The sequence below is a fragment of the Amycolatopsis xylanica genome, assembly GCF_900107045.1.
Classification (GTDB): Bacteria; Actinomycetota; Actinomycetes; order Mycobacteriales; family Pseudonocardiaceae; genus Amycolatopsis; species Amycolatopsis xylanica.
Genome location: NZ_FNON01000002.1, coordinates 791,565 through 810,984, shown reverse-complemented (window position 1 = coordinate 810,984; position 19,420 = coordinate 791,565). Strand labels below are relative to the sequence as shown.

General features: G+C 68.7%; 19 protein-coding genes. 15 read left to right on the top strand and 4 right to left on the bottom strand.

Annotation, left to right across the window (positions count from 1 at the left end; genetic code table 11):
- Positions 1-33 precede the first annotated feature (33 nt).
- From BLV57_RS11680 to BLV57_RS11655, 6 genes are all read left to right on the top strand, one after another.
- A complete protein-coding gene (locus tag BLV57_RS11680; RefSeq protein ID WP_091288650.1) occupies positions 34-798 on the top strand; it encodes an SDR family NAD(P)-dependent oxidoreductase in 765 nt (254 codons plus the stop codon).
- 177 nt (positions 799-975) lie between these two features.
- Positions 976-1,710, top strand: coding sequence for an ABC transporter ATP-binding protein (locus tag BLV57_RS11675; protein WP_091288649.1), 735 nt, complete (start codon positions 976-978; stop codon positions 1,708-1,710).
- Positions 1,710-4,163: an ABC transporter permease gene (locus BLV57_RS11670; RefSeq protein WP_091288648.1), complete on the top strand. Its 2,454-nt coding sequence runs from the start codon at positions 1,710-1,712 to the stop codon at positions 4,161-4,163. The genes BLV57_RS11675 and BLV57_RS11670 overlap by 1 nt, the downstream gene beginning before the upstream one ends.
- A 25-nt stretch (positions 4,164-4,188) precedes the next feature.
- On the top strand, positions 4,189-4,749 hold the full coding sequence (pyrE, locus tag BLV57_RS11665) for an orotate phosphoribosyltransferase (protein ID WP_091288647.1): 561 nt from the start codon (positions 4,189-4,191) through the stop codon (positions 4,747-4,749).
- A 399-nt stretch (positions 4,750-5,148) separates the two neighbouring features.
- Positions 5,149-5,538: a DUF2784 domain-containing protein gene (locus BLV57_RS11660; RefSeq protein WP_091288646.1), complete on the top strand. Its 390-nt coding sequence runs from the start codon at positions 5,149-5,151 to the stop codon at positions 5,536-5,538.
- A gap of 14 nt (positions 5,539-5,552) precedes the next feature.
- Positions 5,553-6,212 carry a TrmH family RNA methyltransferase gene (locus tag BLV57_RS11655; protein ID WP_091288645.1) on the top strand — a complete coding sequence of 220 codons (660 nt, stop codon included), beginning with the start codon at positions 5,553-5,555 and terminating at the stop codon, positions 6,210-6,212.
- A gap of 66 nt (positions 6,213-6,278) precedes the next feature.
- Here the strand turns inward: BLV57_RS11655 and BLV57_RS11650 are convergent, their stop codons facing one another.
- Positions 6,279-8,429 carry a molybdopterin oxidoreductase family protein gene (locus tag BLV57_RS11650; protein WP_091288644.1) on the bottom strand — a complete coding sequence of 717 codons (2,151 nt, stop codon included), beginning with the start codon at positions 8,427-8,429 and terminating at the stop codon, positions 6,279-6,281.
- Between the two features lie 49 nt (positions 8,430-8,478).
- Here BLV57_RS11650 and BLV57_RS11645 point away from each other — a divergent pair, with 49 nt between their 5' ends.
- Positions 8,479-9,447 (top strand): glycoside hydrolase family 76 protein, encoded by a 969-nt coding sequence (locus tag BLV57_RS11645; RefSeq protein WP_091288643.1) that lies wholly within the window; start codon positions 8,479-8,481, stop codon positions 9,445-9,447.
- Between the two features lie 368 nt (positions 9,448-9,815).
- Here the strand turns inward: BLV57_RS11645 and BLV57_RS11640 are convergent, their stop codons facing one another.
- Complete coding sequence (locus BLV57_RS11640) at positions 9,816-10,682, bottom strand: LacI family DNA-binding transcriptional regulator (protein ID WP_091288642.1); 867 nt, start codon at positions 10,680-10,682, stop codon at positions 9,816-9,818.
- An 88-nt stretch (positions 10,683-10,770) separates the two neighbouring features.
- A complete protein-coding gene (locus BLV57_RS11635; RefSeq protein ID WP_091288641.1) occupies positions 10,771-11,805 on the bottom strand; it encodes a LacI family DNA-binding transcriptional regulator in 1,035 nt (344 codons plus the stop codon).
- A 117-nt stretch (positions 11,806-11,922) separates the two neighbouring features.
- On the opposite strand from BLV57_RS11635, the gene BLV57_RS11630 reads away from it, so the two are divergent.
- From BLV57_RS11630 to BLV57_RS11595, 8 genes are all read left to right on the top strand, one after another.
- Positions 11,923-12,936, top strand: a complete 1,014-nt coding sequence (locus BLV57_RS11630) for a substrate-binding domain-containing protein (RefSeq protein WP_091288640.1) — start codon at positions 11,923-11,925, stop codon at positions 12,934-12,936.
- On the top strand, positions 12,933-13,904 hold the full coding sequence (locus BLV57_RS11625) for an ABC transporter permease (RefSeq protein ID WP_091288639.1): 972 nt from the start codon (positions 12,933-12,935) through the stop codon (positions 13,902-13,904). The genes BLV57_RS11630 and BLV57_RS11625 overlap by 4 nt, the downstream gene beginning before the upstream one ends.
- Entirely contained in the window at positions 13,901-14,692 is a 792-nt protein-coding gene (locus tag BLV57_RS11620) for an ATP-binding cassette domain-containing protein (protein WP_091288638.1), read from the top strand. Before BLV57_RS11625 ends, BLV57_RS11620 begins: the two co-directional genes overlap by 4 nt.
- Entirely contained in the window at positions 14,689-15,531 is an 843-nt protein-coding gene (locus BLV57_RS11615) for a PfkB family carbohydrate kinase (protein WP_091288637.1), read from the top strand. Before BLV57_RS11620 ends, BLV57_RS11615 begins: the two co-directional genes overlap by 4 nt.
- Complete coding sequence (locus BLV57_RS11610) at positions 15,528-16,163, top strand: nucleoside/nucleotide kinase family protein (RefSeq protein ID WP_091288636.1); 636 nt, start codon at positions 15,528-15,530, stop codon at positions 16,161-16,163. The genes BLV57_RS11615 and BLV57_RS11610 overlap by 4 nt, the downstream gene beginning before the upstream one ends.
- The gene (locus tag BLV57_RS11605) at positions 16,160-16,906 is read left to right on the top strand and encodes an SDR family oxidoreductase (protein ID WP_091288635.1); all 747 of its coding nucleotides are present in this window, start codon (positions 16,160-16,162) and stop codon (positions 16,904-16,906) included. Before BLV57_RS11610 ends, BLV57_RS11605 begins: the two co-directional genes overlap by 4 nt.
- A 71-nt stretch (positions 16,907-16,977) precedes the next feature.
- Complete coding sequence (locus BLV57_RS11600) at positions 16,978-18,021, top strand: isopenicillin N synthase family dioxygenase (protein WP_091288634.1); 1,044 nt, start codon at positions 16,978-16,980, stop codon at positions 18,019-18,021.
- 252 nt (positions 18,022-18,273) lie between these two features.
- A complete protein-coding gene (locus tag BLV57_RS11595; RefSeq protein ID WP_091289098.1) occupies positions 18,274-18,687 on the top strand; it encodes a VOC family protein in 414 nt (137 codons plus the stop codon).
- Here BLV57_RS11595 and BLV57_RS11590 read toward each other — a convergent pair.
- Complete coding sequence (locus BLV57_RS11590; protein ID WP_091288633.1) at positions 18,684-19,349, bottom strand: DedA family protein; 666 nt, start codon at positions 19,347-19,349, stop codon at positions 18,684-18,686. The genes BLV57_RS11595 and BLV57_RS11590 overlap by 4 nt on opposite strands.
- Positions 19,350-19,420 lie beyond the last annotated feature (71 nt).

Sequence of the window (19,420 nt, the reverse complement as noted above, 5' to 3'; positions counted from 1 at the left end):
CATGTCAGGGGTTCACCGCGTTACGGTGGCGCAATGACCCGCACCGCAGTGATCACCGGCGCCACCGCAGGCATCGGCGCCCAGTTCGCGCGCACCTTGGCCGCCGAGGGCCACGACCTCGTGCTCGTGGCCCGTGATGTCGACCGGCTCAACGCGCTCGCCGCCGAACTTGCGGAAAACCACTCCATCGAGGCTTCAGTGTTGCCCGCCGACTTGTCCACCGTCGAGGGCCGGGCGTTGGTCGAAGAGCGGCTGGCTGACGACGTCGACCTGCTGGTGAACAACGCGGGTTTCGGCCTGAACGGTGAATTCTGGACGGTTTCGCAAGACGAGCTGCAGGCGCAGCTGGACGTCAACGTGACCGCGGTGCTGCGGCTCACCAGGGCGGTGCTGCCCGGCATGATCGAGCGCGGGCGCGGGGACGTGATCAACGTCAGCTCGGTCGCCGGCTTCTTCCGCGGTCGCGGATCCACTTACACGGCAAGCAAAAGCTGGGTGACCTCGTTCTCGGAAGGCGTCGCGGCCGCGTTGCCGCCCGGCGTGCGCGTGATGGCGCTCTGCCCGGGTTTCACGACGACCGAGTTCCACGAGCGAGCGGGGCTCGACAAGCCGGGGCCGCAGAAGTTCTGGCTCAAGCCCGAGCAGGTGGTCACCGAGGCATTGGCCGATCTGCGCCGTGGCAAGACGGTCTCGGTGCCGAGCTTCCAGTACAAGGCCGTGGTCACACTCGGCCAGCTGATCCCGCGCCCGCTGGTGCGCGCCATCGGCAATCGCGTCGGTGGTCGCAACCGCACCTAGGCCCGGGATAAAGCGGGCTTTATCCCGGGGAAAGCACCCGGGATAAAGCCCGCTTTATCCCGGGTTCTAGCTAAGTCTTGCAAAAATGCTAGATAAGGCTATGTAGGGCTAGCCCCACCTCGAAGACGCTCGTGCGCCCCAGGGAGTTCGGGGTGCTGGATGCCTAGCGTTTTCCCCATGAAACTGGGGAATGACGCGGTCCGCCTCGACGGTGTCCGCAAGGTCTACGGCAAGGGCGACTCCGGCGTCGCGGCGCTCAAGGGCGTCACCATCGGCTTCCCGCGCGGCGGCTTCACCGCGGTGATGGGGCCTTCCGGCTCTGGCAAGAGCACCTTCCTGCACTGCGCCGCCGGGCTCGACCGGCCGACCTCGGGCAGCGTCATCCTCGACGACCAGGACCTGTCGACGCTCAGCGAGACCAAGCTGACGAAGCTGCGGCGGGACCGGGTCGGCTTCATCTTCCAGGCGTTCAACCTGCTCCCGGCGCTGACGGTGGAAGAGAACGTCACCGTCCCGCAGATGCTGGCCGGGCGTAAGGCCGACCGGGCGTTCGTGCGCGAGGTGCTCGCCAGTGTCGGGCTCGCCGACCGCCGCAAGCACCTGCCGTCCGAACTGTCCGGCGGCCAGCAGCAGCGGGTCGCGATCGCGCGTGCGCTGATCGCGAAGCCCGCGGTGGTGTTCGCCGACGAGCCGACCGGCGCGCTCGACACGCGCACCGCCGCCGACGTGCTCGGGCTGCTCAAGGACACCCGGCAGACCGTCGTCATGGTCACGCACGACCCGGTCGCCGCGTCCTACGCCGACCGCGTCGTGTTCCTCGCGGACGGCAGGCTGGTCGACGAGATCTACGCGCCGACCGCCGCGGTCGTCGCCGAGCGGATGACCCACCTCGGCGAACTGGTCGGTGTCTGATGCTGCGGATGGCACTGCGCACGCTCCGGCTGCGCAAAGGTGGTTTCCTCGCCACCTTCGTCGCGATGTTCTTCGGCGCGCTGATCGTGATGGCGTGCGGCGGGCTGATGGAGACCGGGATCCGCACGGCCGTGCAGCCCCAGCGGCTCGCGGGCGCGCCGATCGTGGTCGCGGGCGCGCAGCAGCTCGAGATCCCCAAAGAGGATCCGGCTCTGCGCGATCCCGAAAAGGACCTCAAGACCGAGACGGCGAACCTGCCGGAGAAGGTCAGGCTCGACGCTTCGCTGGTCGCGAAGCTGCGTGCGGTGCCCGGGGTCGAGCAGGTCGTCGCGGACATCTCGTTCCCGGCCGGGCACGCGGTCGGCCACGGCTGGTCGTCCGCCGCGCTCACCCCGTACACGCTGACCTCCGGCACGGCGCCCGGCGATGGGGAGGTCGTCGTCGAGTCGGGCACGGTCGGCGCGAGCATCGACCTGCCGGTGCCCGGCCGGGTCGAGTCGTTCCGGATCTCGGGCATCGCCGCACCACAGCACTCGGTCGGCAAGCCCTCGGTGTTCTTCTCGGACGCCGAGGCCGCGCGGCTGTCCGGACATCCGGGATACGTCGACGTCATCGGCGTCTTCGCGCCGGTCACCACTGATCTTTCGGGCGCGCTTCGCGGCACCTCCGCGCTGGCCCTGACCGGCGATGACCGCGGCACCATCGAGTTCCCCGAGGCCGTCACCAGCGGCGAGGCGCTGATCGTGCTCGCGGCCGTGTCCGGCGGATTGTCGGTGATGGTCGCTATGTTCGTGGTGGGCAGCACGCTCGCGTTGTCGGTCCAGCAGCGCATGCGTGAGCTGGCGCTGCTGCGCGCCATCGGCACCACGCCGAGGCAGCTGCGCCGGATGGTGCTCGGCGAGGCGATGCTCGTCTCGGTGCTGGCCACCGGGATCGCCGGCCTGCTCGGCTCGCTGCTGGGACGCTGGCTGTTCGACCAGCTCGTCGAAAACGGCGTGGTCCCGCCGGTCGTCGAGTTCCACCAGGGCTGGATCCCGGTGGTGGCCGCCGCCGGCGCGGCGACGCTGGCCGCGTTCTTCGGCGCGTTGCTCGCGGCCAACCGGGCCGCACGCACCAAGCCGACCGAGGCGCTCCGGGAAGCCGGCGTCCAGCGGCACTGGCTGACGCCGCTGCGCGTGATCTTCGCCGTGCTGTGCTTCGGCGGCGGGAGCGCGCTGGCGATCGTGACGGTCGCGGTGATGACCGGGCCGGTCGCGGCGAGCACCGCCGGGCCGGCGGTGATGCTGTGGGCGATCGGGCTGGCGATGATCAGCCCCGGCGTCACGAAGACGCTGATCGCGATCGTGCAGTGGCCGTTGCGCGCGCTGTCCGGCGTGAGCGGCCGGTTCGCGATGCTCAACGCGCGTGGCCGAGGTGTGCGCATCGCCGCCGCGGTCACCCCGATCATGCTGGCCACCGGTATCGCGACCGCCAACATCTACCTGCAGACCACCCAGGCCGCCATCTCCGACCAGGCGTTCACCGAGAACCTGCGCGCCGACTCGGTGATCAGCTCACCCACCGGGCTCGACTCCTCGATGCTTGAGAAGGTCAAGGCCACGCCGGGCGTCACGGCCGCTTCGGAGTACGTGCCCAGCCAGGTGTTCATCCTCAAGCCGTTCGGCGAGACCGACGACGACGGCATCCCCGTGCTGGGCGTGACCGCGGACGGCGCGGCGCAGACCACGGCCGCGGTGCCGTCTTCGGGGACGCTGTCCGCGTTGCGCGGCGACACCGTCGCGATGCCGGAGTCGCTCGGGCACAAGGTCGGCGACCGGCTCACGGTGATGCTCGGCGACGGCGCCGTCATCGAGGTGCGGGTGGTGGCCGTGTTCCCGGCACGCGCGGGTTTCGAAAGCCTGCTCATGCCGGCCGAGACCATCGCGCCGCACACCACGACCGGGCTCGCCCCGCAGATCTTGGTGCGCGGGTCCGCGGACTTGGGACACCTGGCCCAACCCGGCGTGACCGTCGCGGGCCGCGAGGCGCTGTTCGCCGCGCACGTCCAAGGCCGCGAGATCGGCGCGTGGGTCAACTACCTGCTGGTCGGCATGATCATGGCGTACACGGTGATCTCCGTGGTCAACACGCTGGTGATGGGCACGATGCGCAGGCGCCGCGAGTTCGGCCTGCAGCGGCTCACCGGCGCCACCCGCGGCCAGGTGCTGCGCATGATGGGCATGGAAGGCGTGCTGATCGCGGTGGTCGGGGTGACGTTGGGGACGATCGTCTCGGCGGGCGCCATCGTCCCGTTCTGCCTGGTGGTGTCCGGCTCGGTGCTCCCGACCGGCCCGCTGTCGATCTACCTGAGCATCGCCGGGATCGCACTCGCGCTCGCGTTGTTCTCGACTTTGGTCCCGACCTGGGCGGCCACGCGCGGCCGTCCCGCTGAGGCGGCTCTGGCAGATGACTGAGAGTGCGTGTGCGAGGATCCCAGCCGTGGCGTACCCCGGATTGGATCAAGCGGCGAAGTTCGAATTGGCGAGGCTGGTCACGGATCTTTCCGTGGTGCACGGCAAAGTGACCTTGGCCTCTGGCAAGGAAGCCGACTACTACATCGACCTCCGGCGCGCGACGCTGCATCACGCGGCCGCGCCCCTGATCGGCAAGCTGCTCCGTCAGCTCACCGCGGACTGGGACTTCGGCTCGGTCGGTGGCCTGACGCTCGGCGCGGACCCGGTCGCGCTCGCGATGCTGCACTCGGCCGCGTCCGACGGCGTGGTGCTCGACGCGTTCGTCGTCCGCAAGTCGCTCAAGACGCACGGCATGCAGCGGCGCATCGAAGGCGTCGAGGTGCTGGGCCAGCGCGTGCTGGCCGTCGAGGACACCTCGACCACCGGCGGCAGCGTGCTGACCGCCGTCGAGGCGCTGCGTGAGGCGGGCGCCGTCGTCGTCGGCGTCGCGACGGTCGTCGACCGTGACACCGGCGCCCGCGAGGCTGTCGAGAAGGAAGGCCTCGAGTACCGCTACCTACTCGGCAAGGACGACCTGGGCCTGTAGCCCGTTCGCCGGTAGCGGATCAGCCTGCGCCCAGCGTGAGGCGGGGGTAACGTCGAGTACGTGGACACCCCGCCTCCGCCGGGCACCCCACCGGAGCCGCCCGGCAAGCCGAAACCGTTCCCGCGCCGCGAAAAGCCGCCAGGCGCGCCGGAGCAATATCCTCATGAGCCGCCCACTCAGTACCCGGGCAAGAAGCCGGACTTCCCTCCCGGCGAGACGCCGCCGCCTCCACCCGGCCGCATCCCCCAATTCCCCGAAGATCCGCCGCCGAGCCCACACGCTGGGTAAACGAGTTCAAGCTTTGGGTTGAACTCTGTGTCGGCAGGTCGTTATGTCGACGCATTCTCAGCGTTCCCGGAGTACGGTCGAAAGTGACCGGGGATCGTAAAGGGGGTAGCGATGGCCGGAGTACTAGCCGACATAACGGTCGCTGTGCACATTCTCGCGCTGCTCGCGATCGGCTTCGGCGGGTTCCTCGCCTGGCGCTGGCCGAAGCTCATCTTCGCGCACATGGCCGCCGTGCTCTGGGGCGTGCTGGTCAACGTCTTCCCGATCCCCTGCCCGTTCACCGCGCTCGAGAACTACTTCCGGCACCAGCAGGGCCTCGGTGACCTGCCGGGCGGGTTCAACGCCTACTACCTCTACGGCACCGTGTTCCCGCGGCCGATGCTGCCGATGGTCGTGGTCATCGCGCTGGCGGTCGTCGTCATCTCCTACGTCGGCGCCTACCAGCGCTGGCGCCACCGTCACCTCGACGACGCACCGGCGCACCGCGTCAGCCTGGGCTGAGCGACAATCAGTGCGTGACTGCTGAGCCGGACGAGACCGGGCCCACCGAGTGGGTCGCCCGCGAAGAGGTCGGCGTCGGCCCGTGGGAAGGCGAGTGGCCGTCCGACGAGCGGTACGACCCCGAGCTGCTCGAAAACGGCGACCGCCGCAACGTGGTCGACGCGTATCGGTACTGGCGCCGCTCGGCGATCGTGTCCGATGTGGACAGCCGTCGGCACCCGTTCCACGTGGCCATCGAGAACCTCCAGCACGATCACAACATCGGCACGGTCGTCCGCACCGCCAACGCCTTCGCGGCCGCGGCCGTGCACATCGTCGGCCGCCGCCGGTGGAACCGCCGCGGCGCCATGGTCACCGACCGATACCAGCATCTCGAGCACCACGCGGACGTCTCGGGTCTCGTTTCCTACGCCTCGGCTTCCGGGCTCGCGATCGTGGCCGTCGACAACACGCCGGGCTCAGTGCCGGTGGAAACCGTTGATCTGCCTAGGAATTCGATCCTCCTTTTTGGACAGGAGGGACCGGGTCTGTCCGAGGACGCCCAAGCTTCGGCTTCGCTCGTGGTGTCGATCGCGCAATTCGGCACGACGCGCTCGATCAACGCCGGCGTGGCGGCGGGCATCGTGATGCACACCTGGATACGCCAGCACGCCGACCTCAAGAACGCCTGGTAGGAAACGGGATAAAGCGGGCTTTACTCCGCTGCGGAGTTAAGCCCGCTTTATCCCGGTCTTGGGTCCTTACGCGGGAGCGACTTCGACGGGGATGCCGTTGAAGACCGCGTTGCCGCTCAACGCGTCGAGCAAGGTCTCGTCGGCGACGATGTTCGAGTTCACGCCGGCGTGCGCGGTCGCGACGCGGGTGCGGGTGCCGTCGAGATCGTGCCCCCAGCCGTGCGGGATGCTGACCACGCCCGGCCGGATCTCGTCGGTGACCTCGACCGGCACCTCGATCTTGCCCGCCCGCGAATTCACCAGCGCGAGCCCGCCGTCGGTCAGCCCGAGCCGGGTCGCGTCGTCGGGGTGCACCTGCACGGTGCAGCGATTTCCGCCGCGTACCAACGCTTCCACGTTGTGCATCCACGAGTTGTTCGAGCTGACATGACGTCGCCCGATCATCAGCAGGCCATCGCGGGTGACGTCGAGCTCGGCCAGCAGGCGCGGCACGTCGGCCGTGATCGCGGCGGGCGCGAGCTCGACCTTGCCGCTCTCCGTGCTGAGGACGTCCGGGATGCGCGGCGTCAACGGCCCGAGGTCGATGCCGTGCGGGGCGGCTTCGAGATCGGCGAGCGTCAGGTCATAGGGACCGCCGCGCAGCATCAAGTCGACCAGCCGCGCGGGTCCGGTCCGGCCGGCCACGAGCGCCGGGTCGACGCCCTGGCTCTTCGCGACGGTCGCCGCGACGAAGTCGTCGAGCGCGGCGATGTCCGGGTTCGGGCCCTGCCCGGTGACGATCGAGGTAAGCCGCAGCAGGGTCTCCCACTCGCCGGGCACGTCGGTCTCGAACGTCGGCGGGGTCCAGTTCACCACGTTGCGCACGGAGAGCTGGTAGAACGCGAGGTCGAAGTGCGGCCTGGCCAGCGGTGACGGACCAGGCAGGATCACGTCGGCGTGGCGCGAGGTTTCGTTGAGGTAGACGTCCAGCGAGACGACGAACTCCAGCTGCGCGAGCGCGCCCTCGAGCCGTCCGGAGTTCGGCGTGCTGAGCGCGGGGTTGCCGCAGACGGTCACCAGTGCGCGGACCTGGCCTTCGCCGGGCGTCTCGATCTCGTCGGCGAGCGTCGCGGCCGGGATCTCGCCGTACACCTCGGGGTAGCCGCGCACCCGCGAGTGATAGCGGCCGACCCGGAACTGCCGCTTCTTCGCCGACCCGACCGGCCGTCCCGCGGCGGGGAACGGGAACATCGCACCGCCCGCGCGGTCGAGGTTGCCGGTCAGCGCGTTGAGCACGTCGACCAGCCAGCTGGCGACCGTGCCGAAGCTTTGCGTGGTGGTGCCGATCCGCCCATAGACGGCAGCGGACTCGGCCGCGGCCAGCTCACGGGTCATCCGCCGGATCTCGTCGGCGGCGATGCCCACCTTCGGCGCGACGGCCTCGGGCGTGAACGGCGCGGCCAGCTCACGCACCTCGTCGACACCGACGAGGTGCTCCGCCAAGTGCCCGAGCTTCACCAGCTCCTCGCCGAACACCGTGTTGACCATGGCGAACAGCAGCAGCGCGTCGGTGCCGGGGACGATCGGGTGATGCTCGTCCGCGGCGTCGGCCGTGCGGGTCCGCCGCGGGTCGATGACCACGATCTTGCCGCCACGCTTGCGGATCGCCTTGAGCCTGCCGCGCATGTCCGGCGCGGTCATCAGGCTGCCGTTGGACACCAGCGGGTTCGCGCCCAGGATCAGCAGGTACTGGGTCCGGTCGACATCGGGGACCGGGATCGCCAGCGGGTCACCGAAGAGGAAACCCGAGGACATGTGCTTGGGCAGCTGATCGACCGAGGTCGCCGAGTAGAAGTTCTTGGTGCCGAGCGCCTTGTAGAACACCCGGCCGTACAGCGTCTGCGCGATGTTGTGCACCGACGGATTGCCAGCGTAGACGGCGACGGCGTCGCGCCCGTGCTGCTCGATGATCGGCGTCAGCCGGGCGTCGATCTCGGCGAACGCCTCGTCCCAGCCGACCTCGACGAACTGCCCGTCCCGCTTGACCAGCGGCTTGGTGAGCCGGTCCGGGTCAGCGTGCAGCGCGCCGAGCGACGCGCCCTTCGGGCAGATGTAGCCGCCGGAGAAGACGTCTTCCTTGTCGCCGGTGATGCGGCTGATCAGCTGTTTCTCGTCGAACGTGACATCCAGGCCGCAAGTGGCCTCGCACAGGGGACAGGTCACATGGGCAGTCGTCATCACCCGAACATACCGAGCGGTATGTCCTCGCACAAGCAAGGATGACCTCATGAACGCGGAGGAGGCAGTACTCGGCAGGCACCTGCGACGGCTCTGGGCCCTCCCCGGCACGGCACTCGGCCGCAGCCACTGGCCCCCGTCGCCGGGCGACCGCGTCCACTGGCACTGGAACTACTGGTGGCAGGCGCACCTCCTCGACTGCCTGATCGACGCCCAGCTCCGCGCTCCGTCGCCTGCCCGCGCCGCGCTGATCGCCCGGTTCGTCCGCTCGGTGCGCCTGCGCAACTTCGGCCGCTGGACCAACGACTACTACGACGACATCGCCTGGCTCGGCCTCGCACTCCAGCGCACGGGCCTCGAGGTCTCCTCGCCGTTGGCGGCGATTTCCGCGCAGCTGTACGAAGGCTGGACCTCCGACGCGGGCGGCGGCATCTGGTGGCGTCGCGGCGACCAGTTCAAGAACGCCCCCGCCAACGGCCCGGCCGCGATCTTCCACGCCCGCGCGGGCGACCTGTCCCGCGCCGAGGCGATCGTCGACTGGATGTCCTCGCTGCTGGTGGACCCTTCGACCGGCTTGGTCTGGGACGGCTTCCGCCCCGACACGGGCGAGTTCGTCAAGCACATTTACACGTACTGCCAAGGGGTTTACCTCGGCGCCTGCCTCGAAGTGTCCAATGTGGAGGCCGCCGCGCGCACGATCTTCGCGGTGGCCTCGCATTGTGCGCCCGGCGGCGTCCTTCGCGGCCAAGGCGGCGGCGACGGCGGTCTCTTCGCGGGGATCACTGCCCGCTATCTCGCCTTGGCGGCTCAACGCCTCGAGGGCGAATCCGCTTCTGTCGCAAGGACTTTGGTCCTGACCTCGGCCGCCGCTTGCACCGCGAACGCCCTCGACACCTCCGACGGCCCGGTCTACGGCCCCGACTGGTCGACCCCGGCGACCCTCGCGGAATCACGCGATCTCTCTATCCAGCTCGGCGCCTGGATGCTCCTCGAAGCCGCCGCAACCCTGACGTCGTGAGTGTTCCGGCCGGTTCTAACCGGCCAAAACACTCACGACTCCCGGCACACGGCGTGGCCAAGAGGAGCCCACGTTTCGTGGGCCGCGCGAGTGGAAGGTTTGCTGCGTTAGATGCAGCAGGGGTTCCCCTCGCCCACCCCCGCGCGCCAGCGCGGCCGACGTTTCGCCAGGTCAGGGGTCGTGAGCGTTGCGGGCGGTTCTAACCGCCCGCAACGCTCACGACCCCCGCGCAGCACCGCACGAAAGCCCCGTTTGTCACCGTGAGCGTGACGAACGGGGCTTTCGTGCGATGCCTGGCGAGGCGGAGGCATAGGTCGTGAGTGAGCTGGCCGGTTAGAACCGGCCGTACCACTCACGACCCCGGCGGGTCAGCAGCCGCAGGAAGAGCGGTGGTGGAAGCTGGGCGCGAGCCGCACGGTCTCGGGTGACCGTTCCGGCTCCGCGATCCGCGAGAGCAGCATGTGCATGGCCTTCCGCCCGATCTCGGCGATCGGCTGCGACATGGTGGTCAGCGGTGAGCACACGTTCCGCGTCCACAAGCCGTCGCCGTAGCCGACGACCGCGAGGTCGGTCCCGATCTTGATACCGCGCCGATGCGCCTCGTACTGGACGCCGATCAGCATGGCCTCGTTGGCCACGACCAGGGCCGTCGGCGCGGGCCAGCCGTCGAGCAGCTTCTTCATCGCCTTGGCCGCGCCGCCGGGCGTCGACTCGCCGCAGACGACGACGTCCTTGCTCCAGCGCAGGCCCGCGCGGCCGAGGCCGTTGCGGAAGCCGGTCTCGCGCTCGAGTGTGACGCTGGAGCCGGGGTTGCCGGAGATCAGGCCGATGCGCCGGTGCCGCTGGTTGACCAGATGCTTGACGAGCGTCGACATCGACTGGATGTTTTCCGTGCCGACCTGGTCGACGTCGGTGCGGGTGGCCAGGCGGTCGACGAGTACCGTCGGCACGCCCATGCGGACCAGGCCGTTGATCACCGCGTCGTCGCCGATGGCGGGGATGAGCAGCACGCCGTCGACCTGATCGGCGCGCAGTGCGCGGATGACCGCGGCCTCTTCGGAAACGCTGTCACCGGTGTCGGCGACCTGGATCGTGCAGCCCGCCTCGGCGGCCGCGCTCTTGATGGCTTGCAGCAGCTCACCCGAATACGGGTCGGCGTGCACCGCCATGGCGACGCCGAACCGGAGGGTGACATGGGTGTCCCACAACGGCAATTCCGGTGACAGTGCAGTCATTCACCAAGCCCCTACTCGCGTTGAGGCCGACCATAACTGCTAATCGGGTGTCATCCGGTCGTGCGAACCCGATGGGCTGGAAGAACCATCAATGTGGGTGAACGGGGCCGCAGCCGCACGACTCTCGGTGACGTAAAACCGGTGACAGGCGTACGGTTTCCGGCTTGCGGCCGGGGTCGTGGATCCTTGCCAGCAACAGCCTCACCGCATGCGTGCCGATCTCGTCGATCGGCTGGGCCATGGTCGTCAGCGGCGGGTCGACCAGGTCCGCCCACTCGACGTCGTCGTAGACCACGACCGGCAGGTCGGTGCCGATTTTCAGGCCGCGACGGCGGGCTTCGTGCAGCACCCCGACCATCATCGAGTCGTTGGCGACGACCAAAGCCGTTGGTGGCTCTGGCAAAGCGAGCAGCGTGTTGAACGCCAGCGCCCCACCCTCGCGTGAGGAATGCCCGCACTGCACCAGTTCCGCGGCGAACGTCAACCCGGAGCGCCCGAGCCCGAGCCGGTAGCCGAGCGTCCGCTCGTCGCTCGTGGTCAATCCGGCCGCGCCGCTGATCATGCCGATCCGGCGATGCCCCAGCGATGCCAGATGCGCGGTCAACGCCGAGGTGGACTGGATGTTCTCCGACCCGACCTGGTCGACGTCGGTCCGCGTCGTCACCCGGTCGACCAGCACGGTCGGCATGTCCAGCGCGACCAGCTCGTTGATCACCGAGCCGTCGCCGGGCGACGGCGTGATCAGCAGGCCGTCGACGCGGCGGGACCGCAGTGTCCGCACCGTTTCGCGCTCGGTGTCGGCGGTGTCGTGCGTGTCGGCGAGCAGGACCGTGTAGCCCGCTTTCGCGGCCTCGCGCTCGATCGCTTGCATCAAAACGGCGAAGTACGGGTTGGCCAGCAAGGAGATCGCGACGCCCAGCGAGCGCGTGCCGCCGGTGACCAGCGAGCGGGCGATGGCGTCGCCGGTGTACCCGGTCGTCTCGATCGCGCGCAGCACCGCGGCCTTCGTCTCTTCGGCGACCGCGCGGGTGCCGTTGACAACGTGCGACACGGTGGTGATGGAGACGCCGGCCATTTCGGCGATGTCGCGCTGGGTCGGCCGGGAGGAGCGGGGCGGAGCCATGAGCACCCTTCTGACGATTGCAAGCGTTTGCGCAAACGCTTGCGAGTCAGCATAGGCCTGTCTACGGTCCGGGGGCATCGAGAGCCTCACGATCATCATTTCGGAGGTAGGCAACCCATGAGACATCGTTGTCTCGCGATCGCCGCGACAGCCGTGCTCCTGTTGACCTCCGCCTGCACGGTCGAGCGCCAGTGGGGCGGCAAGACCACAGCGGGCGAAGGCGGCAAGGCCAAGGTCGGGCTGGTCACCAAGACCGACACCAATCCCTATTTCGTCGAGCTGAGAGCCGCGGCCAAGGCCGCCGCGGCCGCGCAGGGCGCCGACTTCAGCGCACTGGCGGGCCAGTTCGACGGTGACAACGACGGCCAGGTCCGCGCCATCGAGAACCTGCTCCAGCAGGGCGCGACCACCATCCTCATCACGCCGAGCTCGTCCACCGGCGTGCTGGACGCGATCGGCCGCGCCCGCGCGAAGGGCGTGCTGGTCATCGCGCTCGACACCGCGACCGACCCGGACACGGCCGTCGACGCCACCTTCGCCACGGACAACTTCGAGGCGGGCCGCCAGCAGGGCGCGTACGTCAAGGCCGGGCTCCAGGGCGCCGCGCCCAAGCTGCTCATGGTCGACGGGACCGCGGGCAGCACGGTCGACACCGCGCGCCACACCGGCTTCCTCAAGGGCATCGGGCTGACCGACGCGAGCCCCGAGATCAAGGGCCACACGCCGGCGAACGGTGACCAGAGCCTGGCCCAGCAGGGCATGGAGAACCTGCTGCAGCGCACGACCGACATCAACGCCGTCTATTCGATGAACGAGCCGATGGGCCGCGGCGCGTACGCGGCGCTGCAGGCACGCGGGCTGGTCAGCAAGGTCGTCATGGGCTCGATCGACGGCGGCTGCGAAGGCGTCCGAAACGTCAAGGACGGCCAGTACGCGGCCACCGTCATGCAGTTTCCGAAGAAGATGGCCGAACAGGGCGTGCTCGCGGCCGTCGAGTACGCGAAGACCGGCAAGAAGCCGAGCGGGTTCATCAACACCGGCTCCGCGGTCATCACCGACAAGCCGCTGCCCGGCATCGAAAGCCACGACACCGCGTGGGGCCTGGAGAACTGCTGGGGAGGCCAGAAATGACGACCATCACCCGTGATCGCGCGTCCGTCGGCGAGTTCCTGCTCCGCGCGCCCGCGGTCGGCCCGGCGCTGGCGCTGGTCGCCGCGATCATCGTGTTCTCCCTGTCCACGACCACCTTCCTCGACCTCGACAACCTGTCGCTGGTCGTCGAGCAGTCGCTGGTGGTCGGCACGCTCGCGCTCGGCCAGACGCTGATCATCCTGACCGCGGGCATCGACCTGTCCAACGCGTCGGCCATGGTCGTCGCGACGCTGATCATGGCGAAGCTGGCCGGCTCCGGCGGCATCGTCGCGCTGCTCGTCGGCGTGCTGGTGACGGTCGCGATCGGCGCGGTCATCGGCTCGCTGGTCACCCGGATCAAGCTGCCCGCGTTCATCGTCACGCTCGGCGTGTTCACCATGCTGACCGCGTCGGCGAAACTGCTCGCAGGCGGTCAGGCGATCCCGGTCGCTGACGGCGTGCTGCGCTGGCTCGGCACCCGCCGGTACCTCTTCGGCGGCATCCCGATCACCTACGGCATGACGCTGGCGCTGCTGATGTACCTCGTCATCTGGTACGCGCTGACCAAGACCGCGTGGGGCAAGCACGTCTACGCCGTCGGCAACGCGCCGGAGTCCGCGCGGCTTTCCGGAATCAAGGTCAACCGGACCATCCTGTCGGTGTACGTGGTCGCCGGGTTCATCTTCGGCATCGCGGCCTGGCAGGCGATCGGCCGCGTGCCCAACGCCGACCCGAACGCCTTCCAGCTCGGCAACCTCGACTCGATCACCGCGGTCGTACTCGGCGGCACAAGCCTGTTCGGCGGCCGTGGCTCGGTGCTCGGCACGCTGTTCGGCGCGCTCGTCGTGGCCGTGCTGCGGTCCGGGCTGACGCAGATGGGCGTCGACGCGCTTTACCAGGACGTCGCGACGGGCGCACTGCTCGTCGTCGCCGTGATCGTGGACCGGGTCGTCAGGAGGAAGGCATGACCGAACCAACGCTGCAAGCACGCGGCCTGGTCAAGCGCTACGGGCAGGTCACCGCGATCGACGGCGCCGACTTCGACCTCTTCCCCGGCGAGGTGCTCGCGGTCGTCGGTGACAACGGCGCCGGGAAGTCCAGCCTGATCAAGGCGTTGTCCGGCGCGCTCATCCCCGACGAGGGTGAGATCAAGGTCGACGGCGAGGTCGTGCACTTCAAGTCGCCGCTGGACGCGCGGCATGTCGGCATCGAGACGGTTTATCAAGACCTGGCCGTCGCGCCCGCGCTCGACATCGCGTCGAACATGTTCCTGGGCCGGGAGATCCGCAAAGGACCGTTCCGCAAGCTCGACACCGGCACCATGCGCACGCAGGCGCAGAAGGTGCTCGACGAGCTCGGCATCAAGGTCAAGTCGATCACGCAGCTGGTCGAGACGCTGTCCGGCGGGCAGCGCCAGGGTGTCGCGGTGGCGCGGGCGGCCGCGTTCGGCACCAAGGCGGTGATCATGGACGAGCCGACGGCCGCGCTGGGCGTCGCCGAGTCGGGCAAGGTGCTCGCGCTGATCGACCGGATCCGCGAGCGTGGCCTGCCGGTGGTGCTGATCAGCCACAACATGCCGCACGTGTTCGACATCGCCGACCGCATCCACGTGCACCGGCTCGGCAAGCGCGTGGCGGTCGTGTCGCCGAAGACGCACACGATGAACCAGGTGGTCGGCCTGCTCACCGGTGCGCTGCGGCTCGGTGAGAACGGCGAGGTCGAAGAGGTCGAGGCGGCGGTGAGAGCCGGGCTATGAGTGTCGTGCTGGCGGGTTTGTGCACCGTCGACGTCGTGCAGCGGGTCGCCGAGCTGCCGTCGCCCGGCGAGAAGGTCCAGTCGCTCGCGGTGGACGTCGCGGCCGGGGGGCCTGCGACGAACGCCGCGGTGACGGTGGCCGCGCTCGGCGGCGAGGCGACCCTGCTGACCGTCCTCGGCGCACACCCGCTGGCCACGCTCGCCCGCGCCGACCTCGAAGCTCATGGCGTCGAGGTCGTCGACCTGCTGCCCGAGCACCCGGATCCACCCGCGGTCAGCGCCGCGACCGTGCGCGACCACGACGGCGAGCGCACGGTCGTTTCACGCAACGCGGCCGCCCTGCTGACGCCCGCACCAGCGCTCACCCCGCTGAAACCGGCGTCCGCGGTGCTTGTCGACGGGCATCATCCGGCGCTGGCGTTGCGCACGGTCCGCTGGGCGCGCGAGCGTGGCATCCCGGTGGTGCTCGACGCGGGCAGCTGGAAGCCGGTGCTCGACGAGCTGCTGCCGTTCGTGGACATCGCCGCGTGTTCCGCGCAGTTCCGCGTGCCGGGACCCGGGCTGCACGAGCGTGGCGTGCCGACGGTGATCACCACCGCTGGACCTGATCCCGTTCGCTGGTCCACAGTGAACTCTTCAGGGTCCGTGCCCGTGCCTGAGGTGGCCGCGCGCGACACGCTCGGCGCTGGCGACGTCTGGCATGGCGCGCTGGCGTACGGCGTGGGGAAGTTCGAGCTGCCCGAGCTGATCGGGTTCGCCAACGAGGTGGCCGCCGAACGGGTGCGGCACGCGGGACCGCGGTCATGGGTGACCGCGGTGCAGGGAAAGGGAAAGCAATGACATCGTTCGAGGACCTCCTGACCAGGGCACAGGCGATGGCCAAGCCTGGTCAGCGCAGCGTGCTGGGCATCGTGGGCTCGCCCGCGTCCGGCAAGACGACGCTCGCGTGGAGCCTCGCGAACGCGCTCGGCTCGCGGGCCGTGGTGGTCGGGATGGACGGGTTCCACCTCGCGCAGGTCGAGCTGCGCAGGCTCGACCGCACCGAGCGCAAGGGCGCGCCGGACACCTTCGACGCCAATGGGTACGTCAACCTCGTCCGCAGGCTCGCCGCCGGCGGGGAGACCGTGTACGCGCCCGAGTTCCGCCGTGAGATCGAGGAGCCCATCGCGGGCGCCGTGGCGGTGCCCGCCGACGTGCCGCTGGTCATCACCGAAGGCAACTACCTGCTGCTCGACTCCGAACCGTGGAACGCGGTGAAACCGCTGCTCACCGAGGCGTGGTTCCTCGCGCCGGACGAGCCGGAGCGCATCGAACGGCTCGTCTCGCGGCATCGGCGGTACGGGCGCTCGCTCGTCGAGGCCAAGCGGCGCGCGCTCGGCTCCGACCAGCGCAACGCCGACCTCATCGACGCCACGCGTACGCGCGCGGACCTGGTGCTGGAGAACCTGCCGTTGGTTAACTTCGCCATATGACCGGAGTTCTCATCGTGACCGGCGGCAGCCGGGGAATCGGCGCCGCCGTCGCCGTGCTCGCCGCCGAAAAAGGCTACGACGTCGTCATCAATTACGCGAATGACGTATCAGCCGCCAAAACAATCGCGGCCCATATCGAACAAATCGGTCGCCGCGCGCTCACTGTGCGCGGCGACGTCGCGTCGGAGAGCGATGTTCACGAATTGTTCGAAACGGCCGCCAATTTCGGACCGATCACCGCCGTGGTGAACAATGCGGCGATCACCGGCAATACTCCGGGCCGATTGGACGAGCAAACGGTAGAAACCGTGCGACGAGTGGTCGACGTGAACGTCACCGGCGTCTTCCTTTGTGTACGGGAGGGAATCCGCCGGATGTCCACGCGCCACGGTGGCTCCGGTGGCGCGATCGTCAACGTCTCGTCGACGGCCGCGCGCACCGGATCAGCGGGCGAGTGGGTGCACTACGCGGCGACCAAGGCCGCTGTGGACACTATGACTTTCGGTGTGGCCCAAGAGGTCGCCAAGGAAGGCATCCGGGTCAACGCGGTCGCGCCCGGCATGGTCGACACCGGACTGCACGCGGCGGCCGGACTGCCGGACAGGCTCGACCGGATAGCGCCGACCATCCCGATGGGACGCGCCGGTAAGCCGGAAGAAATCGCCGAAGCCATCCTCTGGGCACTGTCGCCCGCCGCCTCCTATCTGACCGGATCAGTACTCCAAGTGGGTGGTGGCCGCTAGGCCATGAACCGGATTCCTTTTCCTTCCGTGTGGCTTATGTTGAGCGAATACGGCCTGCGAAAGGAATCCCCATGGCGGACTTGCAGACTTTCAGCCTACCCGTGTCAGTCACCGGAACAAATGCGGAAAAGATCCTCGGCAAGCAGATGATCAGGGTGTGGCAGGAAGACGGTATCTTTCAAGTCGTCGCCGAACCCGAGCAAGATCAGAAGACGCTGGAAGCTTTTCAGGCGAGCAAGAGATTCTTCGAATCGCCCTTGGCGCACAAATCGGGGTTCGTCAGTGATCTGACCTACAGCGGTTACATCGCCTCCGGCGAGGAGGTCACCGCGGGCGAGGCCGACTACTCGGAGATCTTCACGGTCTGCAAGGACGTTCCCGAGGACGACCCGAGGGTCGAGGCCGGGTGGCCGTGCCACGGGCCCGTGCCGTGGCCGGACGAGGCTTATCAAAAGACAATGCGGTCGTACATGGACGAACTCGGCGCCATGGGTGAGAACCTGCTCAAACTCGTCGCGCTCGGGCTCGGCCTGGAGATCGACGCGCTCACGAAACTCACCGTCGACGGCTGGCACCACATGCGGGTGCTGCGCTTCCCTCCGATGTCGACGGCGACCTCACGCGGCATCGGCGCGCACACCGACTACGGCCTGTTGGTGATCGCCGCGCAGGACGAGGTCGGCGGGCTGTTCATCCGGCCGCCGGTCGAGGGCGAGCACCGCAACCGCAACTGGCTCGAAGACGAGAGCATGGCCGGGATGTACGAGAACGAGGAGCCGTGGCACTTCGTCGAGCCGGTGCCCAGCGTGTTCACCGTCTTCCCCGGCGACATCCTGCAGTTCCTGACCGGCGGCGAGCTGCTGTCGACGCCGCACAAGGTCCGGCTGAACACGCGCGAGCGGTTCACCATGGCGTACTTCCACGAGCCGAATTTCGAGGCCTGTGTCCGGCCGCTGTCCGGTTCGGCGACCGAGGACGAGTACATCCACTACGGCACGCACTTCACGAACATGTTCACCCGGTGTTACCCCGATCGGGTCACCACGGCCAGGATCGAGGCCGAAGATCGCCTGTCGACGCTGGCCGGCCTGCGCGAGGCGAACCTGCGCGGCTGAGTTTTCCGTGGTCTTCCGGGCACGCGGTGTGTTGTCACCGTTGATGACCCCGGTTAGTAACAATCCTTTACGTGTCTTCCTGGCTTTCATGACAGTTGTGTAAGGCTGATGGAGCACTCAGGGTCAAGAGTTACTAGCACGGGCGGAGCCGCCCCTTGATCACCGGGGCCGGATAGCCCGGCATCGGTGTGGCGCTTTGATATGCCACGGAGTGCGCCGACGGGGGTCGGAAAGAAGGACGGCCACAAGAACATGTCAAAGCTGAGGTCTGTGCACCACCTGGCACTTACCGTGACCGACGTGGACCGGAGCGTGCCCTGGTACGCCCGTGTCCTCGAGCTGGAGGAGTCCGCCAGGCGCGACGACCCGGAAACCGGGCTGCGCAAGGTGGTTCTCCGTTCACCAGGTGACGAATTCGCCGTGATGCTGGTCCAGCACGCCGAGCAGGCGCGTCGCTCGTTCGACGAACGGCGGACCGGGCTTGATCATGTCGCCTTCAAGGTGTCTTCGCACGCGGACCTGGCGGAGTGGGAGCGACGGCTGACCGAGTACGGCGTGACGTACACGCCGGCGTCGTCGTCTCGCACTCTGCCGGGTGCCGCGGTGATCGTCTTCCGCGACCCCGACGGCATCCAGCTAGAGGTCTGGGCGGACCCAGAGCCCTAAGAAGCGTTAGCCGTCTCGTCGATCGGCTTGCGCATTTCCTGCCGGTACCGGAGCACGCCATAGCCGGTGCCGGCGATGAAGAAGGCGATGCTCGCCCAGAGTGCGACCGTCTTGACCCAGGGGATCTGGTCGAGCAGGCCCGCGCCGTAGTAGCCGAGCAGCACCAGCGTCGGCACCCAGAACAGCCCGCCGACCGCGGTGGCGGCGGCGAACCGGCGCGGATCCATCCGCGCCGCGCCCGCGATGAGCGGCGCCAGCGTGCGGATCCAGGGGATCCACCGCGCGGCGACGATCGCGAAGAAACCCCGTCTGTCGAGGAACCGCTGCGCCCGCTCCAGGTTGTGGCGGTTCAGCACCTTGCCACCCCGGCGCGCGATGAGCTTGGTCCCGGTGTGCTTGCCGATGTAGTAGCCGACCTGGTTCCCGAGCACGGCGACGGCCAGCGCGGCCGCCGACAGCAGCCACGCGTTCGTGTCCGACCCGTGCTGCGCCAGCACGACACCGGCGGCGAACAGCAGGGAGTCACCGGGCAGGAAGAGCCCCACGATGAGCGCGCATTCCGCGAACACGAAGCTCAACACGATGACCCACACCAGCAGCGGACCGGCGGTGTCCAGCCAGCTCACACCAATACCCGGCGCCTCCGCGTAAAAGGCACTCACAGCAAAAGCCTACGTGGTCTTCACATCCCCCAGCCCCCCAACCAAGCTATTCAGCCCCCGGCCAGGCGCCC

Excerpts from the sequence above, each read along its gene's own strand:
- BLV57_RS11680 (WP_091288650.1), top strand. The coding sequence starts at position 34 with ATGACCCGCACCGCAGTGATCACCGGCGCCACCGCAGGCATCGGCGCC.
- BLV57_RS11675 (WP_091288649.1), top strand. The coding sequence starts at position 976 with ATGAAACTGGGGAATGACGCGGTCCGCCTCGACGGTGTCCGCAAGGTC.
- BLV57_RS11670 (WP_091288648.1), top strand. The coding sequence starts at position 1,710 with ATGCTGCGGATGGCACTGCGCACGCTCCGGCTGCGCAAAGGTGGTTTC.
- BLV57_RS11660 (WP_091288646.1), top strand. The coding sequence starts at position 5,149 with ATGGCCGGAGTACTAGCCGACATAACGGTCGCTGTGCACATTCTCGCG.
- BLV57_RS11650 (WP_091288644.1), bottom strand. The coding sequence starts at position 8,429 with ATGACGACTGCCCATGTGACCTGTCCCCTGTGCGAGGCCACTTGCGGC.
- BLV57_RS11645 (WP_091288643.1), top strand. The coding sequence starts at position 8,479 with ATGAACGCGGAGGAGGCAGTACTCGGCAGGCACCTGCGACGGCTCTGG.
- BLV57_RS11640 (WP_091288642.1), bottom strand. The coding sequence starts at position 10,682 with ATGACTGCACTGTCACCGGAATTGCCGTTGTGGGACACCCATGTCACC.
- BLV57_RS11635 (WP_091288641.1), bottom strand. The coding sequence starts at position 11,805 with ATGGCTCCGCCCCGCTCCTCCCGGCCGACCCAGCGCGACATCGCCGAA.
- BLV57_RS11630 (WP_091288640.1), top strand. The coding sequence starts at position 11,923 with ATGAGACATCGTTGTCTCGCGATCGCCGCGACAGCCGTGCTCCTGTTG.
- BLV57_RS11625 (WP_091288639.1), top strand. The coding sequence starts at position 12,933 with ATGACGACCATCACCCGTGATCGCGCGTCCGTCGGCGAGTTCCTGCTC.
- BLV57_RS11620 (WP_091288638.1), top strand. The coding sequence starts at position 13,901 with ATGACCGAACCAACGCTGCAAGCACGCGGCCTGGTCAAGCGCTACGGG.
- BLV57_RS11615 (WP_091288637.1), top strand. The coding sequence starts at position 14,689 with ATGAGTGTCGTGCTGGCGGGTTTGTGCACCGTCGACGTCGTGCAGCGG.
- BLV57_RS11610 (WP_091288636.1), top strand. The coding sequence starts at position 15,528 with ATGACATCGTTCGAGGACCTCCTGACCAGGGCACAGGCGATGGCCAAG.
- BLV57_RS11605 (WP_091288635.1), top strand. The coding sequence starts at position 16,160 with ATGACCGGAGTTCTCATCGTGACCGGCGGCAGCCGGGGAATCGGCGCC.
- BLV57_RS11600 (WP_091288634.1), top strand. The coding sequence starts at position 16,978 with ATGGCGGACTTGCAGACTTTCAGCCTACCCGTGTCAGTCACCGGAACA.
- BLV57_RS11595 (WP_091289098.1), top strand. The coding sequence starts at position 18,274 with ATGTCAAAGCTGAGGTCTGTGCACCACCTGGCACTTACCGTGACCGAC.